Below are 25,471 nucleotides of genomic sequence, written 5' to 3'. Positions count from 1 at the left end.
CCCGGCGCGACGCCACTGAACTGTCCGCGATGCTCACCCACGCCACCGTGGACGCCGACAACGCCGTCCGTCTCGCCCACCAGTGGCTGATCACCGACCCACCGCAGCTGGTCGCCACCCACGCCGGCCGCCGCATCGGCGAAAACCTCGCCGCCGAACTCGAACAACGCGTGATCCAACTTCGCCGCCTCGACGACCACGTGGGCGGCGGGGACCTCGCCGTGGACGTGGAGACCGAGTTGGCCGACACGATCCAGCTGCTGGCTGACGCCTCGTACACCGAGAACATCGGTCGGCGGCTCTTGGTCGTCGTCGGGGAACTCGCCCAGCTCGCCGGATGGACTCTGTCCGACGCGGGAGCGCACCAGGCCGCGGCGCGGGCCTACATGACCGGTGTGCACGCCGCCCACGCCGCTGAGGACATCCCGCTGGCGGCGAACCTGTTGTCGTCGATGTCCTACCAGGTCGCGAACGTCGGAAAATCGGCCGACGCGGTGCTGCTGGCCCGCTCCGCCGAACGCGGCGCACAGCACACGGCCACACCTCGGACGCGGGCGTTGCTGGCGGACCGCGTCGCGTGGGCATCGGCAAGGGCCGGCGACTCCTACGGCACCGAACGGGCCCTCGACACCGCCGACGAGGCGTTGGACCGGGCAAACAGCGCGGAGGACCCGGACTGGGTGTACTGGGTGGGTCGGGACGAGCTGGACGTCATGGCCGGGCGATGCTTCACCGAGTTGCGGCGGCCGTTGAAGGCCGAACCGCTGCTGTCGTCGGTGCTGGGCCGCTATGACGCGTCGTTCGCGCGGGAGCGATCGCTGTACCTGACCTGGTTGGCCGACGCGTACGTGTGGGCTGGGGAGGCCGATCAGGCCGCGGCGACCGCAACCGAGGCCCTGGAGCTGGCAGAAACCGTGAACTCGGCGAGGGCGTGGGATCGGGTCGGTATCGTCGCTGACCATCTGCGCGGCGTCCGTTCCCCCGCGGTGCGGGAATTCATCGACAGAGTCAGGTGATGTGCACTGCCGGTAGATCCGGCACGGGCTGGTGATCAGCGCGGGTGGCGGAGTCATGCGGGAATCTGGATCGCTCAGGCTGCGGTAGTTACCGGAGCGGCTGGGAACCGCGACCGATCGCTGGGCACGACAACAAGCACTGCTCGCACGGGATCCTGCCCAACCCGTTCACCAGCTCACCGGTGTCGCGCTGGAGGTCGAACCCACACACCGCAACCAGTGCCGAGGGCACTACTTCCGCCGTGGGTAGAGGAAAAAGATGCACGGCGATATCCCGCAGCCCGAAGTGCTTGCCGTTGACGGTGCGGCCGAACATCGAGGGCCGCAGCCGTGCGGCGATCAATGGCTGTTCGCGGTCAGGGACGACATGGGCGGCGAAATCGGCAACGCGCATCGACGCGAAGGCCAGGGCGGTCCCGGTGGCGCCCCGGTCAGCTTCGGCGCCGTCGCGCTGCCGCAGCGCGGGCTCGTCGGTCTTGATCACATGGTGACGCTAAAAACGCTGTCGGAGGGTTTGTGCGCTAGTAGCGCACAAACCACAGGATTCACCCGGATGGAGCCAACCCCAGCTGGTGGCCGAGGTAGCGCAACCGGTTGGCGATCTCCGTGTGCTTCACCCCGACACGTGGCATGAGGTATCGGACCGTGTCGCGCACCAACGGCTTGGCAGGTACCAGTTGTGGCGCGGTCTGGTAGGCCTTCCAGAGGGCGTTGACGGCCTGTTCCTGGGTTGTCTTCTCGGCGGCCAGGCCACGTCCGAGGTCCATCCAGTACACGGCGGCCCGATCAGCGGCCGGAATGGTCTCGGGATGTACGGGCCGCGCGAGTTCGGCGACCTTGCCGGCCGCGCCGAGGTCGACCTGCAGACCGACCTCCCAGATCCCCACGTTGTGCGACGTGAAGTACAGGTGCCCGAGCCCAGGCCCGACCTCGGGCACCCGTGCGGACAGATCCTTGGCGTGAGTGATGTGCGTGAGCGCGTCATCGGCACGACGCAGCGCCACCGCCGCTCCGGCGGCCGACAAGTGCAGCATGCCTGCGACCTGGACGGCGGCCTCGTCGGCGAGCCGCGTGTCGCGATACAGGGTGGTCAGGGCCTGGTTGACCCGGTCGTACTGGCGGGCGCGCGACGCCTGGCCGGTGGCATAAGCCCGCACGTACTCGGCATAGGCCATCCACGCGGGATCGGCCAGCTCACCGGCCACGATCCGCGCTCGCTGAGCCGCCAGCTGCGGCCACCCGTCTACCCCGCCCAAGTTTTTGCTGACGCAACTGGCGGCGTAGTAGCTGTACATGAGCCCGACCAGCGCGTCCCGGGCGTGCTCGTGGCCGAGGTAGTAGACGGCCAGCAGCTCCGGCACCAGCCGCGCCAGCACCTGAGCCTGCCCGATGTAGTCGGCGCGCAGGGCGGTGTTGAGCTGGTCGAGGTCGCTGGCCAGTTTCGGCCATGGTCGGGGTATGACGGACGGCGGGTCGCCGAGGTCGTAGTCCTCCAACATCGCGCGGGTCACGTCCAACGCCAACCGCGCTCCAGCGCTGACAGCGCTGTTGGTCGTCGGGGAGCCGGTGATCAGGTCCGGCTGCACACCCAGCGCGTCGGCCAGCGCGTCGATGATCGCCGTCGTCGGGATCTTCTCGCCGCGTTCCAGCTCTCCGAGGTAGCTGTAGGAGATCCCGGCCAAGCCCGCCAGGGCGCGAAGCGTGGTGCGCCGCCAGGCGCGCAGCATGGAGAGATTGGCTCCGATCGTCGAGCCGGGGCCTGGGACGGGTGCGGTCACGGTGAAGTCCCTCCTCGTAAGGGGGTTGTTGGCCTCTACGGTACGCAGCGGGTACCCAATCTGAGATCTGGCACCGAGTTACCTGACATGGTCAGCACCAGCGTCGCCAGGAACTGTCGAATCGCGGAGGCGGCCTACCGCCCTCAACCGCATTATTCCCTGACTGTCGCGAGCTCTGGTTGGGGCCCGCTCGTGCCGGCAGCGGCATCTGCGGGCATGCCGTAGCTCGTGAGGCTGGAGAAGGTGGTGCTCAGCGACGAAGTACGACCGTTTTGACATATGTCAATACGACGTCCGGTGCGCCTTACCCTGCGGCGGTGGTCTTTCTATTCAGTCGGCGCTACTAGTTCGCGATGGATGGGCGGGATTCGCACCACTGCGGCGTCGGGGAGGCGGTGCCGTGTCGTACTGCTCCAGCAGGTCCGCCAGGTGATCTCTACCGACCCTATGTCGGCAGTACATCCCCGGAACTCGTGCGCACCCGGTGGGCGAGCGGCGGCCGCGCTGGGCGTGGGCTCGGGCAAAAGCTGGGATCAGCCCTGGTGTATGAAGTCGATCGTCCGGTTGATCAGCTCCAGCACTGCCTCGGCGACCTCGTCCCTCTGCGGCAGCACGGCGACCAGCGAACCGACGATCACGGCCATGCCCAGAACCGGCGCCAGGACGTTGTCGCGGGTAACCCGGTACCGCATGCTGGGCCGGCCGCCGTCGGGGTCCGTCCACGAGGCCCGGTTCGCCGGCCACCACGCGTCGTGCCACGCCTCGACCGCCGGCCGCAGGCCGGGGCGGACGAGCGCCACGGTCAGCTCCCGCGCCGCTCGCTCCCACACATCCGCGTCGACGCTGCCCCACCGATCGAGCCACCTGGCACCGAGGTCGCCGATGTCGTCGACCACCACCCGCCAGTACCTGCCGTCAAAGCCGGTCAGCTCGTCCAGCAGCTCGGTGTGGTTCTCGTAGGCCCCGTTCCACCGCAGGAGCTCCAGCTGCTCAGCAGTCACCTCACCGGACAACATGGCCGACCACTCCTGGCCCCGGACCTTGACCAGCTGCAGGGCGTTCGTCGCGACGGCAGACACCGTTCCCCAGCCGCGGCGCTGCATGGTGGCCTCGATCCGGGGCGAGTAGTCCGTGTCGATGTTCGTGATCGGAAGCACCAGGTCGGCATCGACCTCCGGCACGTCACGGCGTACCCGCTCCAGCCACAGCTGCACAGACTCGGGCTTGATCACGCTGTCGGGCTCCTCGCTCATGGTGACGACGGTAGAGGGCCGGCGCCGGCGAGCACGGACCGTTGCGGCCGGCCGCCCTGGCCTCGTACAGCGCGGCGTCGACGCACAGCAGCAGCTGACTCAGCTCACCGGCGTGGTCCGGATACAGCCCGGCTCCCACCGACACCAAGGTCGTCACCGTCGCCGTCACGCCGGCCCGGTCGGTGATCTCCGGGGCGAGCGCGGCCACCGCCGCGCGGATGCGTTCGGCGGCTGGGGCCAGGCCCTCGCGGTCGACGCCGGGCAACAGCACGGCGAACTCCTCGCCGTCGAACCGGCTGTCATCGCCCGCACCCGCTTGCTGGATGCCGAGCAGTTCAGGCTGCTGGCCCGCCGGTGCGTCGCCGAGCGTCCGAACGGCGGAACGAAGACCGCAATGATCATCTCCGACACCATCTACCAGTGGCTGTCGCACGCTGACCACACGCGGGTCGCCCGTGCGAGCGAGTTCGTCCGGCTGCGGGCGACCAACAAGGAATTCGATGAGTGGACGTGGGTGCGCGTGCCGGGATTCGACGCCCGTGCGGTCGACCGGTTGATCGCCGCCGAGCCCTTGGCCCCGCCCATGCCGACTGAACAGATCAGCTTCAGGCAGCTCGAGGCCGTCGCGAACAACATCGTAGCCTCCGGCACTGTCCACATCAGCGGACCCAGCCGATCGCGGGGGCGGACCAGAACGCCTCGGATATCCCTGACCAGCAGCGATAGGCCGGCTCTACGCCTCTGGCGCGCCGGCTCGGGCGGGTACAAACCCAGCCAACACGTCGGCCTCGAACCCCGCGATCTGCTCCGGGCTCGCCGGCACCCGCCGCTCGCCCAGGTCCCGCACCACCGCCAGGCTCAACCCGCAGCCCCACCTTCAGCATGATCCGCACATACTCGACCTGTTCGAGATCGGTTCACGAAGGCTGAAGCTGAGTCAGAACGACAGATGATCACCTGGAGGAGTGGGAACGGCCGTGCACGAGGTCGGATCCCCTCGCTGCTCGCCGCCGTTCTTCTTGGCGTTGGTGGACTTCTTGCTGTTCGGTGCCCGTACAAGGTGGCTCCACCGGCCTATAGGCTCGTCGGGTGGATGGATGGCGGGCTGCACGATGTAGCCCGGTGGCCACGAAGACGGTCGCGAATTGGGGACATCCAACCCGACCCAGATCGGCTGTGCGGGGTCGAGAGGATCATCGGTCTTGATCTCGGTGAGCTGGGAGCCGTGGAATGTCGCGCCGCCATAGAACCGGGCCCCCAGCAGCCAGATCATCCTGAGCTCGGCGGACTCGAACGACGCGTGATCGTGGAAGCGCGTCGACTTCAGCGAGGTGAGATCTGGAAGCCGGGCGTCGTCGAACCAGACCACACCGAAGAACTGGGTCTCCTCGAACGAGCCGTTGCCGTCGATCCTGACCTTGCTGAACACGACGTCCTCACTGAACCGCGCTCGGTTGAACTGAGCGGCAAGGGTGAACCGAGCGTTTTGGAATGAAGTCGGACCGAAGAACTCGGCGTCGGCAAACTCTGCCTTAGTGAGACGGGCAAAGCAGAACACGGTCTCGCCGTGGAATTGCGCCGCCCGGAAGGTGACGTCGCCGATGTGGCTGTTGGCGAAGTCGAAGTCGATCAGGGTGGCGCCGGTGAGGTCGACGACGTCCACCTCCGACCAGTAGGTCGTCTGGCTGAGCCCCGCCGCCACGCGCACCCGCCGAAGCTCCGCGGCGAACTGCTGCCAGGTGTTGCCGCCTTCTCGATCATGCACGTCCCGGATTGTTCCGAGCAGGCCAAACGCGGACGACTCATTGTCGTCCTGTTCGCGGTAGCCCGACATGGCGTCCGGCTTGTAGCCGGGCGGCGGCGACCTGCGCTACAACCCCAGCCGGAGTCACCGTCGCCCACCTGCCGAACCTGTCGACCTGGCCATGCCGGTGATCACCGAGCGAACCCGGTGACGTCGAGCTGCCGGTGAGGCACTGCGCCGACCGGCAGGGCCACGGTTCTACTGGCTCGCACACAGGCTCTGCAGTTTCGAGGCGAGGCGCAGCATGGAGGACGTCGTGTCGTTGGGCAGGTCACCGCGTTTGACCCCGGCAACGGCATGTCGCAGCAGGTCGGCGACCATCAGTGCGACGTCCGGGGGCACGCCGCGGAGGTAGTTCGCCGTGCCGGCGGCCCACAGACGGGTCGTGACCCCGATGTGCTGGTGGTCCTGCCGACGACACGTAAGGTTTGCACTTGATCTGTAGGTATCTGCAGCCAGTCCTCAGGTGCGGCCCTGTTGACAGTACGGCGACACAGCTCGGCGGTATCGAGAATGTGACGGTCAGCGACACCTTCGATGCCTGGTAATTCATTCCGAAGTGCTCCCGCGAAGAGCACTCTGCCACCGACGTGGCGGCATCGGGCCAGAGAACGACGATCTTGGTGCGACATGCGCTTTTCAGCACGAAACGGTATCTCCTTGAGGTCGTCTTGCCTCGGCCCAGGCTCAGCTCGACGGGTACGTCGGACAAGCGGCTGACGGCGTGGCATCATACTGTCGGTGACGTGCAAGGTTCGCCTGTCCGCAGCTGGTGTTCACCTGTTTGACCGTGTCTCCGGGATGAACGTACTGCTCGACGAGGTACCTGTTCCCGCTGAGCAGTTCTCCCGTGCTCCCCGGTACCTGTCCGTCGCGCTGACCAACGCCTGCGAGCTCCACTGCGCGTACTGCTACGCGCCCAAGCACGCCGCCGCGCTCGAAAGGGAGCGTGTGCTGGCATGGGCGGTCGAACTTGATGCCGCCGGGTGCCTCGGTGTCGGCTTCGGAGGAGGGGAACCGACCGCATACCGAAGGTTCGCCCAGCTGTGTTCGGACATAGCTCAGTCCACGTCTATGGCGGTGACCTTCACGACCCATGGGCACCGGCTCACACCCAAACTCGTCGAATCCCTGCGCGGGGCCGTGCACTTTGTCCGCCTTTCAGTCGACGGGGTCGGAACCACCTATAAGCGGCTCCGCAGCCGACGGTTCGCGGCTGTGGTCCAAGCGGCAGGGTTGCTCGGCACCCTCGCCCCTTTCGGCATCAACGCCGTCATCAATGCCGACACGGTCAGCGAACTAGATGACCTCGCCGAGTTCTCCGACAAGGTCGGCGCGTCCGAACTTCTGCTTCTGCCGGAGCAGCCGACCGCGGCAACTCCGGGGATCAGCGACGCTGACGCGCAGCGCCTCGTCGAATGGGCCGCGATCGCCAGGACAGGGGTTCGGCTCGCGATCTCCCGTACCGGCCTCGAAGCCGCACTGCCCACAGCGGAGGCCATCCCAGGCGAGCACCCTCTCGACGCGCATATGCACATCGACGCGACCGGCGTCCTGCGCCCTCACGCCTACGCGCCCACGGGATTGTCAGTCGGAATCCGCATCATGGAAGCTGTGCATGCATTGAGGGAGGCACCATGAGGATCTGGAACGGCTACGGCTCGGAGCACTCGATGAACCTGGTTCTGATCGGCCGATTCCAGACGATCACCGGCGCGAAGGCAGCGGAAGAACGCATGGAGGCCCTGCAGGCCCTTGCTGAGGACAAGTGGTCAGACGACGACTGGCGGAGCCCCGACGAGCGCATGCCTCGCGAACTCGGCCAAGCGCTGGCCGAGATGAAGTTGTACGACATGGGGCGGCACGACGTCGACGTCTTCGCACTCGATCACAGCGTCACCCGCACAGCGGAGACGGTCCGGATCTGGACCGACGAGTCCGACGTTCAGGGATTCCTGAAGGTGCTTCTCCACTACGGCGCGAGGGTCGAGGTCTACTCCCGCCACGAATGGGACGAGGACGCGATCGCGCGGCCGAATGCAAGCAACCGGAGCGACGGTGGATCTGACTGATCTGGCGCGCCTGCCCGGCGCCGCCGACAAGAACTTCGAAGCGCTCACGCGGGCTATCGTGTCCCGCCGCTACGGCGCGCTGGGCACAATGCGGGAGCGCCGGAACCAGCCCGGCGTCGAGTTCTACCTGCGTGTAGACCACGCCGGTGTCCTGGGTGATCCCGGCCGGGTATTTGGTTGGTCGTGCAAGTGGTTCATCCTCGACAGCAAGAACCGCCTGACAGTGGGCCAGCGTGATCAGATCGAGGACTCGCTCTCCAAAGCGATCAAGCACGTCGCCGGCCTGACCGACTTCGTGCTCTGCCTTCCACAACGGCCCGCGAAGAACGACGAGGAGTGGATCGACGGACACGGTGGGCAGGGCGTCAGCGTCAAACTCTGGTCCACCGAGAACTACGACGCAGAACTCGCCGGACACGATGAGCTCCGCTCCACCTTCTTCGGCGAACTCGCCCTCACCGCAGACGTACTGGCGCAAGCCCACAAGCGATCTGTTGCGCCCGTCGAGGCACGGTGGACGCCACGGCTGCACACCTCTCACCACGTGGAGCACCGCATCGACCGGGCCTTGTTGCGCCCGGCGTCGTTCGAGTGGCTGGAGCAGCGCACAGACGACATCGCAGCTCGGATCCAGGCACTGCGCGCAGCCCTTGACGGTCTGGACACCACCTTCCGCCAAGACGCCGCCGAGATTGCCGACGACCTGGACCGGTTCGTCGACGACCTGCGGGAGGTCCTCGACGCCGGGAGGAACCTCCGGCCCTGGGAAGTCCGCGATCGCCTCGCCGAACAGCGGCCACCCGCAACCTCTCCCCGCACGCTGCGACGCCTGGTGCTCAAACTAAGGCAACGTCGCCTGCCCGAGGCGCTGCTCGTCACCGGTCTCGGCGCGGAGATCCGCGACATCGTCCATTGGCTGCACGACACGCGGGCAGACACCGAAGCCCCCCTGCTCGCCGTCATCGCCGCCGCGGGACAGGGCAAGACGCACCTCGCCGCGCAGACGACCTCACCTAACGACCAGCTCACGGCAGGAGTCTTCATCCAGGGCGGAAACCTGCGCGCTGGCAAGACCCTCGACGACCTCGCGCGACGGATCCCCGGACTGAAGGTCGACCACTTCGAGGACCTCCTCGAAGCGCTCAACTCAGCCGGCAACCGCGCCGGCTGCCGGATACCGTTGATCATCGACGGCCTGAACGAAGCTGAGCGGCCCTCGGAATGGAGGACACTGCTAGCGGGATTGGCACCGGCCCTGGGCGGCTACCCTCACGTGGCGGTGATCGTCACCCTCCGCGAACCACTCGCCGACCAGGCTCTCCCGAAGGACACGGTGCCACTGGAACTGGAGTGGCAGCGTGCGGAAGTCGACGACATCCTCCGCGTCTACTTCCGCGACTATCTGATCAACCCGGCCGACGCCTGGCTACCGATCGGAGAGTTTCACAACCCGCTGTTCGTGCGCATGTACTGCGAGGCCGCGAACCACGACCGCCGAGCGCCTGTGGGCGTGGAGGCACTGCCTCATTCCCTCATCGGCGTCTTCGAACTGTACCGCGAGGGCGTGGTCGAGCGGCTGGCCCAGGACCCGGCCCGCATCCCGGTGCCGGCCGACCAGATCCAGCACCGCCTCGCCGCTCTGGCGAGACACCTGTGGACACACAACGTCCGTCGGATTCACTTCGACGAAACGCGAAGAATCCTCGACACCGACCAGCCGAACTGGGACGAAAGCCTGCTCCGGCGACTCGTAGAGGAAGGAGTGATCTTCCGCGAGGAGATCAAGGGTTCCGACGACACTGAGTGCGGCTTCGTTTTTGACCGCCTCGCTGGATACTTGATCGCCGACGCGATTCTGGTGCGTATTCCCCCTGCGGAGGTCAATGAGCAGCTCGCGGAGACGGCTCTCTGGCAGTCCCTCCTGGGCGACCAAGCACACCCCCTCGGCGAGGACATCCTCATCGGTCTCATCTCGCTGCTGCCACGCCGCTTCACCCGGCAACACCTGTGGCGCGTCGCCCCGGATGAGCACCGTTCGTTGGTTCTCGCCCAGGAACTCACCACCGAGTCGGACTTCCTCGACAACGAGACTGTCGACGCGCTCGCTACCGCGCTCGTTACCGCGCATCCCAGCAAGAGCAAGGGCCGACCAGCATTCGGCCGTCTGTGGGAGATCCGCAGGTCCGCCCCACACCGCCTGAATGCCGTATTCCTCGACCGCGTCCTGCGCCAGCTGTCCGTTCCCGAACGTGACCTGCGCTGGACCGAATGGGCTCGAGGCCAGGCCCCAGGTCGGCTGACAGCAGACCTGGAACGAGCGATCCACAGGTGGTCCGGAAGCAGCAATCGCGCCGAGAGCGACGACCTGGACGCGCTGGCCATCGCCTGGCTGCTGACTTCCACGGACTCGATCATGCGGGACCTGGCGACGAAAGCCCTCCAGCGCTACGGCCAGCCAGAACCCAAGCGGCTGTTCGACCTCGCCGCCCGGATGCTCGACGTCGACGACCCCTACGTCGTCGAACGCATCGTCGCCGCAGCGTTCGGGGCGGCTAGCACCCACCAGATGCCCGATCCTGGCGGACCGCTCGAACGCGCCCTGCGGGACTGGCTGGTGCAGCTGCGCGACCACTTCCTGGCCGGCGGGACCACACCCACCTCGAACGAGCAACTGCGCGGCTACGTACGGGCCACCTATGAATTCGCTGGCGCTCTCCACCCCGCCGCCATCCCGGACGGTGTCGATGCCTTCGCGCCGAGGTTCGCCGCAGTTGCGCCCGCTGAGGTGATGGAGGACGACGACCCCAACGCCGACGAATGCGACCGCACCTTCGGCATCGACTTCGAGAACTACATCATCGGGGCCGCCATCAACGGCAGGGACAACTACGACTTCAACCACGCCGACTACCGCAGGGCCCGCGCTGAGGTCATGGCTCGCGTCTGGGAACTAGGCTGGCGCGAGAAGGAATTCGGCAGCGTCGACCGATCCATTGCCGCGAACGCGGAGCGGCCCTACAGCACCAAAAGGAGGGTAGAGCGGTACGGCAAGAAGTACGGCTGGATCGGCTACCGCGAAATGGTCGGCCGCCTCGTGGACGCCGGCCGCGCACCGGCCCCTCTCGGGGACGCAGAACGTTGGATGCCTGACATCGACCCGACCTTCCCCGCCACGCCCCCGGTAGCACCCATGTCCCTTCCGCTGTGGGCGCCTATGGAGCCGACCGACGACCAGACTTGGCTTACCTCGGGGACGGTGGCTGTCCCGGACCATCTGTGGTCACCTGAGGAGATCCACGGAGTGGACGGCGGCTGGCTTCTGGTCGAGGGATACCTGGACCACCGCCACGACGGGCGGACGGTGTTCGGGTTCTTCCGCACTCTCCTGCTGAAGCCGGAGGACGTGGAACCCGCTCGGCAGCTCGCCAGCGAGCGCCAGTATCCGGGAAACCATTTCTTTCCTGAGCTGCCGACGGTCCGCGACGTGCTGGCCGCTGAGATGCCTTGGAGCCCCCGGTTCGAGCTGAGGTTCGACGACGATGCCCTGGGTGACTTCCCACACCGAGCGCTGCGTGGCGACTGGCAGGACGACGGCATCGAGTTCGGCCAGGTCGCCGTGGACTTCTCCCCCGGCAGCACTTCAGAGATCGGGCTCGGCGGGGGCTACGACGTGCCGTCGTTCGAGTTCGCCGCCCGGTTCGGCCTGCGCCAATTGCCCGGCACCGTCGACCTCGTGGGCCTGGACGGCCGACGCGCCTCCGCAGTCTTCCGCGCGGACAAGCCCTGGCGCGGCCACCTGCTCTACCTGCGCCGCGATCTCGTCGAGAGCTTCGTCGGTGATCGCCGGATCATGCAAGTGGCTTGGGGCGAGCGAGAGGTTGCCGCCGACTGGCACTCTGTTCCTTCCTGGATGCGCGCGGTGCACCGCAGCTACGCCCACATATGGCGGCACATCCGAATGCTTGGGGCGGATTAGCGCCGTGCAGTGAGCCGCCCCGGAGGGTTCCGGATAGCAAGACGTACGCTATGCCGCAGACTGGTAGTTCAGCGGCATGACCTGCGCCCGTCGAAAAGTGCCAACTTCAGTGAGCAACTGGCGACCTCGGTCTCAACAGACCTGTCATTCCGCTGGTCAGCCGGGATGTGCAGTGACAAGATCACCGAGACCCTACCGGGCGGATTCTCCGGCCCGCGTAGTCCGGTGAAGATCTGGACATCGAGGCCGGCCGCCGGGAGCTGGTGATCCAGTACGTCTACGGCACCTACGGGCGCCGGCACGCCGCGCTGGTGGCCACGGTGATCTCCTACCAACAGCGCTTAGCGATCCGTGATGTGGCCCGGGCGCTCGGACACGACGCCGGGCAGGCCGACAGCTGGATCCAGCAGCTCGGGCGGGGACCGCTGCCCACCCCGGAGCAGGCCGCCGCGGACGGCATCGAGGTGCCGGAGTTGGTGCTGGAGCTGGCCGGCGAGCTGCAGGCCGCGCCGCGGCATCTGGGGATCCACCCGGGCGGAATGGTGATCACCGACCGGCCGGTCAGCGAGGTCGTGCCGGTCGAGCGGGCCGCGATGACGGACCGGACGGTGGTGCAGTGGGACAAGGACGACTGTGCCGCATGTAGATAGGGTTTTGGCCTGACCGTTGACCGGGAGACATGCTGGCGCAAACCTTCCCCGTGGAGGAGCGACTGATCGCTACCGTCAGAAAGCTGCGCACCAGCAACTACCTGGGGGCAACTGATGGCGGCCGAGCAGACGACACCAACCGCGCAACCCGCGGCGCACTCCGGCAGCGAGACCGTCCCGGAGCCCGAGCACACTACCGGCACGGTGCCGAGCTCACCCGCCGCGCCGGCGACCTACCCGGTGCTGTCCAACCGCGTGATCCGGTGGGCGGCCATCGGGCTGATCACCATCGGCGTCGGCCTCGCGGTGGCGCTGCTGGTCGTGTTCGGCAACGGACAGCACGCCGACCAGCTCGACGCCATCAAAACTGCCGGCACGGTCGTGCTCGGCACCGGCGGTGCCGCCGCGCTGTGGCTGACCGCTCGCCGACAGCAGACCGGCGAGATCGGGCTCAACCAGAAGGCTGTCGACCAGCACCACGCCGAGCAGCAGTTCGCGTTCCAGCAGCAACAGGCCGCCGACACCCGCACTCACCTGGAGCGCGTTGCGGCCGCCACCGAGGCCGACGCCCGGGAACGCCGGACCATCGACCTCTACGCCAAGGCAGCCGACCAGCTCGGCTCCGACAAGGCCCCGGTCCGGTTGGCCGGCGTCTACGCGTTGGAACGCCTCGCGCAGGACAACCCCGACCAGCGGCAGATGGTCGTAAACCTGCTGTGCGCGTACCTGAGGATGCCATTCGAGCCAACGCTTCGCCGCCCAGAGCAGCGTGGTTCCTCCCGCATCGGATCGCGCAGCTTGCGGATCGCTGGACCGGCCGGCCGTGTGCAAGGCAACGACGAGGAACTGCTGGTCCGCAAAACGATCCAACTCGTCCTCCGCAGCCACCTGTGCGCCAACGGCCACTCCTACGCCTGGTTCGCCGACGCGTTCGACGGCCAGTGGCCCGGCCTGAACCACCTCGACGGAGCCTTCTGGCCTGGCATGGATCTGGATCTCGCTGGCGCGACCCTTGTTGACTTCGAGATGAACTGCGCGGCGATGGCGAGCGCGGACTTCCGGCACGCACGGCTCATCGGTGGAGGCTTGTTCGGCGGCGCCCGCTTCAGGTTCTTCGCGAACTTCGCGTACACACGGTTCGAGGACGGAGCGGCGTCCTTCCCGAATGCGTGGTTCGGCTCGACCACCCAGTTCACGCATGCGGACTTCGGCCCGCAACAAGCCAACTTCGCCGGCACCACGTTCAGCGGGATGGCCAGCTTCACGGACATCACAGTCCCCGGCGGCATCGACCTCACCGCTGCCCGGGCCCTTACCAACTACAAGACCAACGCCGGCGCACCCCGGCTGTGGCCGACCGGCTGGACCGAGCGGCCACTGGGCGCGGACGAGCCGATGCCTCAGCCATCGTTTGACCGCTTGTGGGATGTCGAAGACGAGCTTCCGACAGGAACCGGTGTCTGGTCCGTTGTTGGGCGTGACGAGGCCAGCGCAGAGCCGGTGGTGCCGCCGAGCGCGGTACGCCCAGACGCGGGATAGGTCCGCTGCTGTGGCCGAGCACGCCACGCGCTGTCAGCGTCCAACGGCAGGTCGGACCGTGCTGCTGGGGAGCGCACGGCCGATGTCCGACCCGCCTCCGTGGGGACGCAGGCGCTGTTTCGTACAACGCACGAGCGGAGAAACGACTCAGCCCCAACACTTTCGTGCTGGGGCTGAGTGGAGCAGCGGGCTGATAAGAACCCGACGGCGACCCACGGCCTGCCACGCGCCTGCTCGACACCACCGCCGAGTCTGCCAGACCATCTGCCGTACCAGCGAGGCCCCTCCTCTGTAGGTTCCCGCGCAGTCGAACATGTGGATCTTGTGCGACCTGGGCTTTCCTTGCCGGTCTCAGTGCGACCGCACCATGATCAGTCTCAAGGTTCGTCGCATCTCGTCGTTGACCCGAGTGGCGAGTCGGGGCGGGAGCTGGGCGCCAGCATCTCCGGACATCCCGCCACGATCGCGCCGCTTGCGGGTCAGCCAGCGGCGGCGGACACTGCCGACGTGCCGTTCGATAGGAACCGGCCGATGGTGACGGTGTTGCTCACTCCGCTTCCACGACGCCCATCTCGACCACCCGCTCGGTGTCCTCTTCGTCGATCATCACCAACTCGGCCAGCAGCTGCTCTCCGGGCTCACCGCCTACATCCTCGGCGCTGATGCCGATCTGGTCGAACGACAACATCTCGTCGCGCTCGACGACGTCGACGGTGTCCCAACTAGCGGTCGTCGGGTTCCACAACTTCTTCACGTACCTGTGCTTCACGTGGTCACATGTCCATTCGAGCGGTGCTTTTTGATCGTGTTCACAGACAGGCCGGTGCGGCGCGCGAGCGGCCTGACCGCCTCGTCGCGGGTCGCATCGATCAGGGTCACAAAGTCGGTGTAGCCAACGGCATGCGCCTTGGTGTCAAGCGCTTGTTGTCGTACCCGTTGTCGGGCCTCGAATTTGTCCGACGTGACGCCGCACAGGCGTCGTCGCTACTGGCCGGCCGCTCCCAGCGTCATGCCCAGCAGGGCCGCCGGTTCGGTGTTCGAGGCGGAATGGAGCGTGATGAGAAGGTCATGCAGGTCGGCATGACCGAGTTCCCGGGCCCGTTGGTCGAGAACGTCCCTACGCTGCTGGGCTTGCTGTTCGCCGATTCGGCGCCCACTGGCTTGGTTGGTTGTGCGGCGCTCTGGACGGGCCGACGTCGCCGTGGACCTCTCCCGTCCGAGGGCCGCGAACTGCTCGCGTTGGTCTGGCGGATGATCGAAGTTGGTGGTCCACCAGTGCGGGTCGGCCGCCATGCGAGCACGAGCACGGTCCGCGTAGCCAGCTCGAATATCTACGGCTGCCAGGGGATGGTTGAGTTTCAGGCCGTGTTGACGCCGATAGTCGGCGCTGCTGGTGTCATGGCCGCGGAGGTGTGGGTGCAGCAGTCGCGCCCAGCACCCACAGTCCAAGCACAGCAGCCACCTGTCCCATTCCGGTTGCACGCCCGGCGCTGTAGCTGCGGCCAACGCCGGGTCTGGCTGAGGCCGCACCGGTTCGCCGTCGCCCCGGCCGGAAGCGAGCGATCCGCCTGGCGCCTTGTGCCGGCGCGCCGGCCTTGGACCTGCGCCGACCGCGGTTCTCGCCGACGCGTCATCACCCTGGACTACGTGAGCCGGGAGCTGCTCCCGCCGCGGGATCAGCCCCCACGACCACAGCTGCTGGTAGTGGTTCCTGCATAGCCCTCGGCCGGCGATAGGGCCGTCGCATTCCGAACGACGGCACACGGCCCGGTCGGACTCGGCGAACCGTTTGTAGTGCGTCGCGCAGTACCCCCACGCCCGGTGGGGTTTGGCGCATCCATCGATCTGACAGCCGCTGCGGCCGTAGGTGGAGAACGCTTCGCCCGGGTCGCCGGTGCGTCGCCAGCGGTGGTAGTGCCTGCTGCACAACCGGCGAGAGGCGGCTTTCTCCTCGCAGCCGGGGATCAGGCACACGTGGGCATACCGCGGCAGACTCCCGGTCTGCCACCAGCGCTGATAGTGCGAATGGCACAGGCCCGAGCGCACAAGGCCCTGCGGCAGCCCTCGACAGAGCAGCCCACCTCTACTCGGCCGGGCGGGTGTCGGTGCTGGCGCGGGCGCGCTCGACCAGCTGTTGGGCACGAGACCGGGAAAGGTTCAGCGCGGCGCCGAGCTTGGCGTAGGACCTATTGTCGCCCATGTCCTGATAGATCTCGGCGGCGGTGTGCGCGGTCATGTCGGCGACGCGGCCGGCGACTTCCAGCAACAGGGCGCGACGGCTGCTCAGGTGGGTGAACCACCAGGACGGGTCTTCGCCGTCGCGGTCGCCGACCAGCGTTGCCAGGACCGCCAAGACCTCGTGCTCCTCGACGCCGTAGCCGTCCTCGGCGCTGGCGTGGACGGTGTCGTCGGCCATCAGTGCAGGTCCATTCCCAGATAGGCCACGACCTCGGCCGGTAGCAGCTCGGTCAGGCGGTCCGACAGGTCGAGCATGTCGCCGGAGCCGGCGACCCAGTCCTCCACCAGGGCGTCGAAGTCGATGTCGAACTCCGCGCACAGGTCGGCGACCTGCACGTAGGGGATCTCGACCGTGATGCGCTCGCGGTTCCACAAGTCGGACACCGCCGCGATGCGGTGGGAGCCGGTGAAGGCGTTCTCGCCGTCGACCAGCAGCGGTGGCCCCTGCCACCCGCGTTCGGCCATGTCGCTCATCAGCGCCGCGTACTTGTCGCGATCGACGACGCTGTTGGGCGCGTTGAAGATGCCCGTGGCGTGCTCGATGAGAGCGTCGACCCGGTCGACCATAGGCGAGGTCTGCATAGGCCCCACTATGCACCACCGGATAGGCTTTGCATAGAGGGGGCTATACAGACCTTGGTGGCCGTCGGAGGCAGTGTTCGCCGCAGGAGTCCCTGTCGAGTGGTCGTGTATGCCGCGTAGCCGCTCGGGACGGTGTTGGCGCCTCAGCGCACGAGTGCGGGCTGCTGTGCGAGGACTTCAGCGATCGCCGCGGCGATCATGCGGCCACCGGCGGTGAGGCCGGTGATGGCGTGCGGCGCCACCGGCGAGCGGTGCACGAGCTACCAGGTCGACCGCTCCCGGATCAAGAAGGTGGCCACCGCCTGCGACAGCGACCAGCCTTGGACCAGGTACAGCTCACGGAAGGTATCCTCGGGGCAGCTCATCCCGAAGCCGCTGCTGCCGGTCGTCCTTCGCGCCCGTGTCGGGTGGGTCGGCGGTGAGCAGGTAGCGGGCGGCGGCCAACGGCATGCCGGCCTGGCCGAGCGGGACGCCGGCGGTGTGCAGGCGCAGCAGCAAGGCGCGGTCGAGCTGGCCATAGGTGTCGGACAGCGCCAGGTCGGGCCGGAGTGCGCAGACCACGCCGATTAGCTCGGCATACGCCGGTGACCCGGATCGCCGGGCCGTGTTCGGCCAGGACGTGGATGGAACATCGCTAGCACCCAACCGGCGTGCTCGCGACCGGCAGCAGCCCAGGCCAGCAACGGGTCGTCGCCGGCCAGCTGCACAACGTCGGCCACGGACACCACGTCAGGCATCGCGCTCCTCCTGTGCCTGCTGGCGTGGGCGTCCGAGGTAGTCGTCGGTCTCGACGCGGTTGAGCAGGTCGAAGGCGCGGGCGAACCGCATCATCAGCCGCCGGGTGACCGCGGCCGCGGCCGTGGTGAGCTCGCCGGTGACGGCCGTCGTGCCGGCGGTGTAGCGGAGCTCGCTGAAGGTGGCCAGCTCGGTGAAGTCGACGAAATCGTGCCTGCGGGTCACGATGGCGGCCGGCAGGCCGCGCAGACCGGTCACGCCGACCGCGAGCTGCCACTGGCCGGCGTAGCCGAACCGGGCGCCGATCTCGCCGGCGAACTGCACCACGCTGCGGACCAGCCCCAGCACCGCCTCCAACCGGACGAAATGCTGCTGCCGGTGGCTCGGGTTCATCGACCCGGACAGGGTGTCGGCGAAAAAGGTGATGGTGCCGTCGTCGTGCACCTCCAGGTCCGAGTCTCCGTGGGACTTCCCGGCCTGCCGCCGCCCCCGCAGGTTCCGCGACGGCCAACCGATCCCGCGCGCACGCGGATCGACATAGCCACCGCGCGGCCACCTGTCGTCCTCACCCGTGGCCCGCGCGGCGTGGATCACCGTGGTGAGAGCGCCGGTGACAAAGTGTTCGGTGAGCAGCTCCGGCGGACTGGACATCGGCCGGGCCACCACGTAGAGCCGAACCCCGTCCCGCTCGTCGGCCGGCGCCGGGTCGCGGTCGATCTCCCGGTCGATCAGTTCCTCGGCGGTGACCTGCCGGGCGCGGCGAATGACGTGCAGCCGCTCGACGTCGGCGTCGGGCAGGACGCGCTTGAGCGTGTCCGCGCGGCCGAAGTACTTGCCATCGACCATGTGCGGGGCCAGCGGGCTGGGTGGGACCTCCACGATCATGACGCCCCGATTCGGTCCGATGGGGTCGTTCGGATCGACGATCCGGTGGCACTGCACGAACACCGGCGGGTCGCAATGGTGGCCGACGATCTGTTCGACGGTCTCGGCCAGGCCGTCGAGCGACTGCGAGGCGAGAGTGAACGTGCCGGTCGTCTTGTCCTCGTCGATGCCGATGATGAGCACGCCGCCGTCGTTGGCGAACGAGGCGACGTCGCGCGCCAGCTCCTTCTTCGCGTCCTTCTTGCCCGAGCCCGTGCTGATCTCCCGCTTGGCGTCCAGCCAATGCCGTTCGGCCAGCAGGCCGTCCGCGAGCACGGTCCGAATGTCGGCGATGGTGCGCGGCTGCCACCGGGGCACGGCCGGCCCCAGGTACAGCGTCGGCGGCGTCGGGTCGGTCATGCCGCCATCATCGAGTACCGGCCCGCGCGCGGCGAACGGATTGCCGGTGCTGGCGGAGGGCAACGCCGCCCTGGTCGCCAACGTCATCTCCTACCGCCCGCGCATGGCGGTGCGCGACGTCGCCCGGCACCCTGGGCTACGGCCTGGGCCAGGCCGACGCTTGGACCCGAAGCCTGGACCACTGGTCGGCGCTGCCCGACCCCGCCGCCGCCACGCGCACTGGCATCCCCGAACTCGTGCTGGAGCTGACCGGCAAGCTGCAACGCGGCTTGCAGGGAGGGTATCCGGCTGGCCACTGATCGGCCGCGTCCGGCGAGGGCGCGCCCCGGTCGAGCACGTCGGGCGTGCACCATGGCCAGCATGGGCCGTGAGAACAGCGACGAGTACTACGTGCTCGACCTGTGCGACGAGGTGTTGCAGGAGGCCGGGAAGCGCCAAGCACGTTTCGAGTGGCTGCGTGGAGACCCAGACGCCCGCGGCCACACCGCCACCCTCAGGGTCGACTCGTACTGGCCCGGCCACGGCCTGGTGGTGGAATACCGCGAACTCCAGCACGACCGGCCGGTACCCCACTTCGACAAGCCGCACCGGATGACGATCAGCGGTGTCCACCGAGGACTGCAACGCAAGATCTACGACCAGCGCCGAGACCAGGAAATCCCCGCTCATGGCTTGAGGCTCGTCGTGATCAAGCCCGCCGACCTGGCAGCCGACCGCCGTGGACGGCTTCTTCGCCACCGCGAGCTCGACCTCGTGGTGGTGCGCGCGAAGGTCTCACCCCCGCTGGCGACTCGCTGATCCGATCCGGATGCCGTGCTGGTGGAGTTCCTGTACGATTTTTGGACCTCGTCGGCTGAGGCTTGAGGTTGGGGGCGGCAACACGCTGACCTGCTTCCTCGTAGCTCTGGTCGCTCTTGGCGCCATGAAGTTTGTCGATCTGATCTGCACCAACATGCTCGACGACCTGAAGCGGCACGAGGAGAACGACAGGTGAGGAGGCCCAACATGAATCGAGGCAAGGAGAAGCTGGCCTTGATGGCCATGAAATCGACTGCCAAGACGACGTGGGCAGTGGGAAAGTACGGCCTGTGCGGTCTGCTACCCCAAACCTGAGCTGACGATGCGCGCGAGGGGCGCCTCCTGATGACGGAGGCGCCCCTCGATGCGTAGGTGTAGGTTCTCGCCGCGGGCGACATGTCGATCTTGTTTGACGTGCAGGTTCAAGACTCGTCTCACAGCGATGTCACCATGATCAGTCTCATTTCGCGCGACATTTCCTCAGCCTAGGCAACGTAGTCACGATGTAGCACGGGGCGGGCGATCGACGACATACGAGCGGTAAGGGCCCCGGAGGTTCCATGACGCTGCGCACCGAGCTCGACCGTTATTACGACCGCCTGCTGGCCGCGCAGCGGCACTCGACCGTCGTCGATCTTCTCGGGGACATCCGCTTCGGCGGCGACGCGGTGGCGCGGGACGTGGCTCGGTTGGCGGCGGTGGCGGACCAGGCGCTGCCGGCGATCATCGGTCAACTGTCGGCGGCCGCCGAGCGCCTGGGCTTGATCGAGCATGTGCTCGCCAACCCGAGTCAGACGGCGGGCGACGAGCTGTTCCGCAACGGCTCCTACGCCCTCGCTGAGGGCTGGCTGCAGGACGCGGTCACCGACCTGGAGCGCGCGGTGGCGCAGTTTCGCTACAACCCGGCGTGGTGGTTCAACCTGGCGGTGGCGCGGGAACGCGCCGGTGCCGGTGCCGGTGCGGCCGAGGCGTTCGCCCAATGCGCCCAATACGGCGCCCGCCAGGCCCCGGTCATGGCGGCCACGGCTGTGCTGATCGCGGCGGGCCTATACCGGCGGCTGCACGAGGTCGAGCGGTCCGCCGAAGTGCTGATGCGGTACATCGAACCGCTGGCAGCCTGCGCCGAGCTGCATCTGGCGCTGGCCGTCCACCACGGCCGCACCGACCATTTGATGACGGCGTTCGCGTTGGCCCCCGGCCTCGTGGTGGACGCCCGCGCGGCCGGTCTGTCCGACGTCACGGAAACGGTAGCGGCCGCCGTGTGCGCCCGGCCGAACAGCCCGGTGGACCGGCTGAGCGCGCTGAACGACGTCATCACCCAGCTGGTGCAGGCGATCCAAGACGCCGACCTTCCGCCTGGGCCGGACGTCGGCCCTCACCCGCCCCTGCCGGCCACCGGGGGCGATGCGCTGCTGTTGGCGCAGGCGGGATTGTCGATGGCCGCCGAGCGGGCCCACCGACTGATCGAGCACGTCCAGGAGGCGCTCGCCGCTCAGCAGGCGGCCGTGGAATCCTCCCGCATCACCCTCGGAGCCGCCGCTCAGCACGTTCAGTTGCTCGCCCGGCCCTTTGCGGAAGTACGGTTCTACGTGCTGGCGGTCATGGAGGCAATGCAGGCGTACGGCGGCGGCAGCAGTGCTCACGTCTTGAGTCTCACCGCTCATGATTTCACCTACGAGCGCGAGCAGATCCTGGCCCTGGTCACCGAGCAGCACACCCTGTGGTTCCAGTTCGACGCCAGCGCCGACGTCGTGCACTGGGAGGTGTTCCTGCGGGTCGCCCCGGACACTCCCGGTGCCCGGGCGAGGCAGGCGTACGCCAACACGGTCCGGGGCGTCCAGCCGGAACGAGGGGTGTTCCTGCAGCTCAATCACCCCGACCAACTGGCCGCTCCACCGGTCGGCGAGGACGCCCAGGCCGCCATTCGAGCTGCCGTGGCAGCCGACCTGGCCGCGCAGCGGGCGCGCATGGCTACGGCTGCCGGCCTGGTCGACCAGGCAGAGTCACGCCTCGACGAGGCGCTGCAGCGCCAGGCTCGCCTGCAGGACCGGCTCGCCAGCCAGGCCGACGCGCTGCGCGAAGCCATCCGAGCGAGCGCGGCCGAACCGCAGCGGATCATCCCGTTCGGAAGTGACGCGTACCTGCAGCTCGGTGCCTAGCCGCTGACGAAGCGAGCAGGCTCCGCCCGCGGATGGCCGAGTCTCACATCGGCTGCATAAGTGCAGCTCAGGTGCAGTTCTCTTTGAGAAAGTGCAGCGAGATTTGAGACCGTACAGTAGGTGTAGGTTCTCGGCGCCCATGACATGTGGATCTTGTCCGACCTGGAGTTTCTCAACTCGTCTCAGCGGGCTGTCACCAAGATCAGTCTCAAACTCGTGACATTTCCTCCGCGACCGGCACGCGGCGGCGCTGCCGGACTGACCGTCTAGGTCAGCCCCCAGAGCCTTGGCTGCGACGTGTCGGCGCCGTTCCCGGCGGCCGCCAGGTGGCAGACGTGATTACTTGCTCGGCCGATGTCGATGTGCCGTGTATGGTCACGCCAGAACCGGGACAGGGCACGCGTCTGGTGGCTGGGTAGGCGCGTCTCGTGGTTGTGCCCGGGAGACGTCATGTCCTACCGCGAGCTCGCGCGCTCGTCCGGTCCCTTGTTCCTCGTGCTGGGCCTGGCCGCCCGGCTGCCCTACGCGATGGTGTCGCTAGCGACGCTGCTCTGGCTGCGGACCGGCGGCATGAACTTCGCCCACGCGGGCGGGGTAGCGGCTGCGCAGAGCATCGCGATCGCGGTGGGCGGACTGATCGCTGGCCGCCTCGCTGACCGTCATGGCCCGCGCCGCGTCGGCGTGGTCGCGGCGGTGCTCAATGTCGGCGCGGCGGCGTTCATGATCTGTACACCGGCGCACGGATGGCCGGCGGGGCTGGTGGCGGTGCTCGTCGGGCTGACACAGCCGCAGGTCGGACCGTTGGTACGCGTGCACTGGGCTCTGCACAGGCCGGATCTGCTGCCGGTGGCGTTGTCTTTCGAGGCGGCGGCGGATGAGATCGGCTTCATCGTCGGACCGATGATCGCCAGCCTGCCGGCGATGCTGGTTCTGCTGCTGGTGGCGGCGGTGCCGTTCGCGCTGCGGTACGACCGCGGCCGGCCGACGCCGGCGAGTAGCGCGGTCGCAGTGCGGTGGCTGTCGATCGCGGTTCTGGTCGCTGCGATGGTGTCGGTAGGAGTGATCTTCGGGGCCGTGCAAACCGGCGTCACGGCGCACGGCGGTGCCGGTCAGCTCTACGGGCTGCTGGGCGTGGGCAGTTGCGTCGGCGGTGTCGCCAACGGTTGGATGCGGCTGTCCCGAAGGCTTTCTGCCGCCGCATTGGTGATCGGCATGATCGGGCTGGTGGTGCTGCCGCTGCCACTGGCGATGATCATCGGGGGGATAACCATCGCGCCGTACATGGTGTCGTTGTTCGCGACCGCTGAGCGGTTGGCGGTCGGTCGCGTCGGCACGGTGATCGCGATGCTGAGCGCGGGCGGGCCGGTCGGCACCGCCGTAGGCCAGCTCGTTGCCGGCTGGCAGGCCGATCAGTACGGCGCCACCGGGGCTTTCGTCGTCGCTCCCGTCGCGGCTGTGTTCTGCGCGATCGCGCGACTGGCCGCGTGAAGTTCGAACCTGGCTCCACCTTGACGTCGTAGTCTCGGTCCCGCTGCACAGGTGCGGCGCAGGTGCAGTTCTTGCCGGGAAAGTGCAGCGGGATTCGAGATCCTACACAGATGTAGGGTCTCACCGCCGACGACATGTAGATCTTCGCTGACCTGGGCTTCGTCGGCTGTCTCACGGCCGTGTCACCCATGATCAGTCTCAAATCCTTGGCATTTACTCGGTCGACACCGGCCAGGTTAACGGTCGTCCGGCCCATCGCCGGCGCCGCTCGGGGGTTTGTCGAGGGGTCGTCGAGTTACCGTTGGACCCGTTCGGCGGCCACGAGCTCGATGCGGCTACCGGGCGACCTACGGCTCCAGGTCGCTGGCCTCGAAGTCGATCAGCGACGTGGATCTCCTGCCGGCGAGGCTTCGGCCGGAGCGGATCGGTGGGGCGATCTTGACGGCCCAGCAGGCGTCGATCGTCTCGCCGATCCATTTGCGGCCGATCACGCGGATGTCGGTCCCGGCGAGCAGGCCGAGCGAGCTGGCCACGATGCCGCCGAGCAGGAGCTCGGCGGCGGAGTCGACGCCGACGTTGGTGACGAACCTCAGTGTGAAGTCGGCGAGCTCGACGTACTCGAACTCATCGCCGTCGCTGCGCACGTGTTCGACGGCGTCGGCGAAGTAGGCGCACATGTCGGCGGCCGTCAGCGCCAGGTCGTTGTCCAGCTCGGGTGCGCCGCCCCCACCTGTTGGCCGCAGCCCGCAGCCACCGTTCTCGACGAAGGCCGCCAGCGAAAGCAGCTTGAGCAGCCGCAGCATGGGATCAGTCTCCATCGTATGAGCATGGCAGCATGGTGCCGGGAGTTTGGCCCGCGTGCCGCAGGCTGGCCCAGCAGGATCTGCGCTGTCGGCCGGCCGATCGGGTGGCGGCGGACGCGGCATCGCCGTGCAGGCCGTCGTGATCGGTGATCGCCAACGCGGACAGACCGAGCCGATGCGCCTCGGCGACCAGCTCGGCCGGCGACGACGCGCCGTCCAGGAAGCTGAAATGGGAGTGGCAGTGCAACTCCGCGTAGGGCATCGGCTCGGGCATAGTGCGGCTCCCGGACAGCAGGGCTCATGCCCGCCGGGGTGGCCGGGCACGCATGCTGTGCGGGGAAGCCCCGGGTCTCGCCGAGGCGCTCAGCTATCGACCGGTGATCGAATAATCCCAAGTCAGGTGGTGTTATTCGACTTCGTGGTCGACCGGGTGAGTACAGCCGATGTGCACGCCGTCGTCAACTCGAGGCGTCGCGCGGCCTGGCCGTTGGCGCGATCTGCGCCACGCTGCTCACCGCCGTCGGCTCGGGTCAATGCTGGGCACCCTCGCGGCCGCCTCCAGTTGCCGCAGCAGCTGCTCCTTCTGGATGGACAGCCGCTGGATGGCGGCGACCGCGAGGGCGAGGTGCTCGGTCAGCTCGTGGTTGTCGCGGCGCAGCCGGTCGTTGTCGGACTTGAGCCGCTCGAACCGGGTGATCTCGGCCTCGACGCCCACAGCTCCAGCCGCCTGCCGGCGCCGACTGGACAGTCGTGGCGACCTCGGGGAAGTGCCGGCGGAACGTGGTGTTGGCCAGGCCGACGCGGGCAGCGACCGCGAGGACGGTCGGTGGCTTGCCGGCCGCGTCGGTCAGCTCCGTGATCGCCGTCATGACGTCGGCGAGGGCTGGCAGGTTGGGCCGGCGGGTCACGGGGTCTCCCTGTGGCGGTCGAGGAAGTGGGTGATCTGGCCGTGGCGGGCGCGCAGTCGGTGCGCGAGCAGCGGCGGCAGGCTCGGTCGGGCGGCGAGTTCGTCGGCGAGCCGGGCGTGCTCGTGTCCGAGTGCGTCGATGTTGTCGGCGGTGGGCGCGACGTTGCCGCATTCCAGCGGTCGGCTCTCTGTAAAAATTCTGGCAATGCGATCAGGATGCGAAGAAGCTGGTAAAACTTGCTCGATCATTCCTCAAGGCCATACAACCTATAAATATAAGTCAGGAGAGTGTTGATTCAGGTTGTGGGGGCCTCTCCGGTCAGAGGTCATAGGTACCGATACATGTATCGGTGCTCTTGTGGCCCCGGTGCTTCGCCTAGCTCAACCTA

24 protein-coding genes and 2 pseudogenes are annotated in these 25,471 nt (G+C 67.7%); 9 read left to right on the top strand and 17 right to left on the bottom strand.

The window, feature by feature from the left end; all coding sequences use genetic code 11:
- A partial coding sequence (locus KUTG_RS62820) for a hypothetical protein (protein WP_052396475.1) occupies positions 1–1,016 on the top strand: 1,016 nt, incomplete at its 5' end.
- A gap of 88 nt (positions 1,017–1,104) precedes the next feature.
- Here the strand turns inward: KUTG_RS62820 and KUTG_RS52145 are convergent.
- The 6 genes from KUTG_RS52145 to KUTG_RS60300 form a co-directional block, all read right to left on the bottom strand.
- Entirely contained in the window at positions 1,105–1,500 is a 396-nt protein-coding gene (locus KUTG_RS52145; protein WP_043727634.1) for a hypothetical protein, read from the bottom strand.
- A 61-nt stretch (positions 1,501–1,561) separates the two neighbouring features.
- A complete protein-coding gene (locus KUTG_RS52140; protein WP_157495458.1) occupies positions 1,562–2,794 on the bottom strand; it encodes a helix-turn-helix domain-containing protein in 1,233 nt (410 codons plus the stop codon).
- A gap of 533 nt (positions 2,795–3,327) precedes the next feature.
- The gene (locus KUTG_RS52135; RefSeq protein ID WP_043727631.1) at positions 3,328–4,047 is read right to left on the bottom strand and encodes a hypothetical protein; all 720 of its coding nucleotides are present in this window, start codon (positions 4,045–4,047) and stop codon (positions 3,328–3,330) included.
- Positions 3,977–4,705: a diguanylate cyclase gene (locus KUTG_RS57720; protein ID WP_198047683.1), complete on the bottom strand. Its 729-nt coding sequence runs from the start codon at positions 4,703–4,705 to the stop codon at positions 3,977–3,979. The genes KUTG_RS52135 and KUTG_RS57720 overlap by 71 nt, the downstream gene beginning before the upstream one ends.
- Positions 4,706–4,984: 279 nt before the next feature.
- On the bottom strand, positions 4,985–5,881 hold the full coding sequence (locus tag KUTG_RS52125; RefSeq protein WP_043727628.1) for a pentapeptide repeat-containing protein: 897 nt from the start codon (positions 5,879–5,881) through the stop codon (positions 4,985–4,987).
- Positions 5,882–6,049: 168 nt separating this feature from the next.
- Entirely contained in the window at positions 6,050–6,193 is a 144-nt protein-coding gene (locus tag KUTG_RS60300; RefSeq protein WP_157495457.1) for a hypothetical protein, read from the bottom strand.
- A gap of 399 nt (positions 6,194–6,592) precedes the next feature.
- Here KUTG_RS60300 and KUTG_RS52120 point away from each other — a divergent pair, with 399 nt between their 5' ends.
- The 5 genes from KUTG_RS52120 to KUTG_RS52100 all read left to right on the top strand — a co-directional run bounded on the left by KUTG_RS52120 (position 6,593) and on the right by KUTG_RS52100 (position 14,088).
- Positions 6,593–7,492, top strand: coding sequence for a radical SAM protein (locus KUTG_RS52120; protein WP_043727626.1), 900 nt, complete (start codon positions 6,593–6,595; stop codon positions 7,490–7,492).
- A 32-nt stretch (positions 7,493–7,524) separates the two neighbouring features.
- Positions 7,525–7,923 carry a DUF6375 family protein gene (locus tag KUTG_RS52115; RefSeq protein WP_157495456.1) on the top strand — a complete coding sequence of 133 codons (399 nt, stop codon included), beginning with the start codon at positions 7,525–7,527 and terminating at the stop codon, positions 7,921–7,923.
- Positions 7,910–11,899: an NACHT domain-containing protein gene (locus KUTG_RS52110; protein WP_043727622.1), complete on the top strand. Its 3,990-nt coding sequence runs from the start codon at positions 7,910–7,912 to the stop codon at positions 11,897–11,899. The genes KUTG_RS52115 and KUTG_RS52110 overlap by 14 nt, the downstream gene beginning before the upstream one ends.
- 233 nt (positions 11,900–12,132) lie before the next feature.
- The gene (locus KUTG_RS52105; protein WP_084580870.1) at positions 12,133–12,549 is read left to right on the top strand and encodes a hypothetical protein; all 417 of its coding nucleotides are present in this window, start codon (positions 12,133–12,135) and stop codon (positions 12,547–12,549) included.
- Between the two features lie 306 nt (positions 12,550–12,855).
- On the top strand, positions 12,856–14,088 hold the full coding sequence (locus tag KUTG_RS52100) for a pentapeptide repeat-containing protein (RefSeq protein WP_232241397.1): 1,233 nt from the start codon (positions 12,856–12,858) through the stop codon (positions 14,086–14,088).
- Positions 14,089–14,635: 547 nt separating this feature from the next.
- Here KUTG_RS52100 and KUTG_RS52095 read toward each other — a convergent pair.
- The 7 genes and pseudogenes from KUTG_RS52095 to KUTG_RS52070 form a co-directional block, all read right to left on the bottom strand.
- Positions 14,636–14,842, bottom strand: coding sequence for a hypothetical protein (locus KUTG_RS52095; protein WP_157495455.1), 207 nt, complete (start codon positions 14,840–14,842; stop codon positions 14,636–14,638).
- A 230-nt stretch (positions 14,843–15,072) separates the two neighbouring features.
- Complete coding sequence (locus KUTG_RS65010; RefSeq protein ID WP_052396471.1) at positions 15,073–15,381, bottom strand: hypothetical protein; 309 nt, start codon at positions 15,379–15,381, stop codon at positions 15,073–15,075.
- Between the two features lie 45 nt (positions 15,382–15,426).
- Positions 15,427–15,570, bottom strand: a pseudogene (locus tag KUTG_RS66950) (MucR family transcriptional regulator); the annotation flags it as partial.
- Between the two features lie 601 nt (positions 15,571–16,171).
- Positions 16,172–16,504 (bottom strand): hypothetical protein, encoded by a 333-nt coding sequence (locus KUTG_RS52085; RefSeq protein WP_043727616.1) that lies wholly within the window; start codon positions 16,502–16,504, stop codon positions 16,172–16,174.
- Positions 16,504–16,908 (bottom strand): hypothetical protein, encoded by a 405-nt coding sequence (locus KUTG_RS52080; protein WP_157495453.1) that lies wholly within the window; start codon positions 16,906–16,908, stop codon positions 16,504–16,506. Before KUTG_RS52080 ends, KUTG_RS52085 begins: the two co-directional genes overlap by 1 nt.
- A 336-nt stretch (positions 16,909–17,244) precedes the next feature.
- A complete protein-coding gene (locus tag KUTG_RS52075; protein WP_043727612.1) occupies positions 17,245–17,469 on the bottom strand; it encodes a hypothetical protein in 225 nt (74 codons plus the stop codon).
- 168 nt (positions 17,470–17,637) lie between these two features.
- Entirely contained in the window at positions 17,638–19,014 is a 1,377-nt protein-coding gene (locus KUTG_RS52070) for an AlbA family DNA-binding domain-containing protein (protein WP_043727610.1), read from the bottom strand.
- A 273-nt stretch (positions 19,015–19,287) separates the two neighbouring features.
- Here KUTG_RS52070 and KUTG_RS52065 point away from each other — a divergent pair, with 273 nt between their 5' ends.
- The 3 genes from KUTG_RS52065 to KUTG_RS52050 all read left to right on the top strand — a co-directional run bounded on the left by KUTG_RS52065 (position 19,288) and on the right by KUTG_RS52050 (position 23,372).
- Positions 19,288–19,725 carry a hypothetical protein gene (locus tag KUTG_RS52065; protein WP_043733807.1) on the top strand — a complete coding sequence of 146 codons (438 nt, stop codon included), beginning with the start codon at positions 19,288–19,290 and terminating at the stop codon, positions 19,723–19,725.
- 560 nt (positions 19,726–20,285) lie between these two features.
- Positions 20,286–21,884 carry a hypothetical protein gene (locus KUTG_RS52055; RefSeq protein ID WP_043727606.1) on the top strand — a complete coding sequence of 533 codons (1,599 nt, stop codon included), beginning with the start codon at positions 20,286–20,288 and terminating at the stop codon, positions 21,882–21,884.
- A 450-nt stretch (positions 21,885–22,334) separates the two neighbouring features.
- A complete protein-coding gene (locus tag KUTG_RS52050; protein ID WP_052396470.1) occupies positions 22,335–23,372 on the top strand; it encodes an MFS transporter in 1,038 nt (345 codons plus the stop codon).
- Between the two features lie 347 nt (positions 23,373–23,719).
- On the opposite strand, the gene KUTG_RS52045 is transcribed toward KUTG_RS52050, so the two are convergent.
- The 4 genes and pseudogenes from KUTG_RS52045 to KUTG_RS60290 form a co-directional block, all read right to left on the bottom strand.
- Positions 23,720–24,190, bottom strand: a complete 471-nt coding sequence (locus KUTG_RS52045; RefSeq protein WP_157495452.1) for a hypothetical protein — start codon at positions 24,188–24,190, stop codon at positions 23,720–23,722.
- Between the two features lie 109 nt (positions 24,191–24,299).
- A pseudogene (locus KUTG_RS66945) lies at positions 24,300–24,437 on the bottom strand (PHP domain-containing protein); the annotation flags it as partial.
- A 249-nt stretch (positions 24,438–24,686) separates the two neighbouring features.
- Entirely contained in the window at positions 24,687–24,890 is a 204-nt protein-coding gene (locus KUTG_RS52035) for a hypothetical protein (RefSeq protein WP_043727596.1), read from the bottom strand.
- 189 nt (positions 24,891–25,079) lie between these two features.
- Complete coding sequence (locus KUTG_RS60290) at positions 25,080–25,331, bottom strand: hypothetical protein (protein ID WP_157495451.1); 252 nt, start codon at positions 25,329–25,331, stop codon at positions 25,080–25,082.
- Positions 25,332–25,471: the final 140 nt, after the last annotated feature.

This window comes from Kutzneria sp. 744 (assembly GCF_000568255.1).
In the GTDB taxonomy this organism is placed as follows: Bacteria; Actinomycetota; Actinomycetes; order Mycobacteriales; family Pseudonocardiaceae; genus Kutzneria.
This window is presented reverse-complemented; position numbering and strand designations above follow the sequence as displayed.

Excerpts from the sequence above, each read along its gene's own strand:
- KUTG_RS52065 (WP_043733807.1), top strand. The coding sequence starts at position 19,288 with ATGGGCCGTGAGAACAGCGACGAGTACTACGTGCTCGACCTGTGCGAC.
- KUTG_RS52045 (WP_157495452.1), bottom strand. The coding sequence starts at position 24,190 with ATGGAGACTGATCCCATGCTGCGGCTGCTCAAGCTGCTTTCGCTGGCG.
- KUTG_RS52055 (WP_043727606.1), top strand. The coding sequence starts at position 20,286 with ATGACGCTGCGCACCGAGCTCGACCGTTATTACGACCGCCTGCTGGCC.
- KUTG_RS52070 (WP_043727610.1), bottom strand. The coding sequence starts at position 19,014 with ATGACGTTGGCGACCAGGGCGGCGTTGCCCTCCGCCAGCACCGGCAAT.
- KUTG_RS52115 (WP_157495456.1), top strand. The coding sequence starts at position 7,525 with ATGAACCTGGTTCTGATCGGCCGATTCCAGACGATCACCGGCGCGAAG.
- KUTG_RS60290 (WP_157495451.1), bottom strand. The coding sequence starts at position 25,331 with ATGATCGAGCAAGTTTTACCAGCTTCTTCGCATCCTGATCGCATTGCC.
- KUTG_RS65010 (WP_052396471.1), bottom strand. The coding sequence starts at position 15,381 with ATGGCGGCCGACCCGCACTGGTGGACCACCAACTTCGATCATCCGCCA.
- KUTG_RS52050 (WP_052396470.1), top strand. The coding sequence starts at position 22,335 with ATGTCCTACCGCGAGCTCGCGCGCTCGTCCGGTCCCTTGTTCCTCGTG.
- KUTG_RS52135 (WP_043727631.1), bottom strand. The coding sequence starts at position 4,047 with ATGAGCGAGGAGCCCGACAGCGTGATCAAGCCCGAGTCTGTGCAGCTG.
- KUTG_RS52125 (WP_043727628.1), bottom strand. The coding sequence starts at position 5,881 with ATGTCGGGCTACCGCGAACAGGACGACAATGAGTCGTCCGCGTTTGGC.
- KUTG_RS52085 (WP_043727616.1), bottom strand. The coding sequence starts at position 16,504 with ATGGCCGACGACACCGTCCACGCCAGCGCCGAGGACGGCTACGGCGTC.
- KUTG_RS52080 (WP_157495453.1), bottom strand. The coding sequence starts at position 16,908 with ATGCAGACCTCGCCTATGGTCGACCGGGTCGACGCTCTCATCGAGCAC.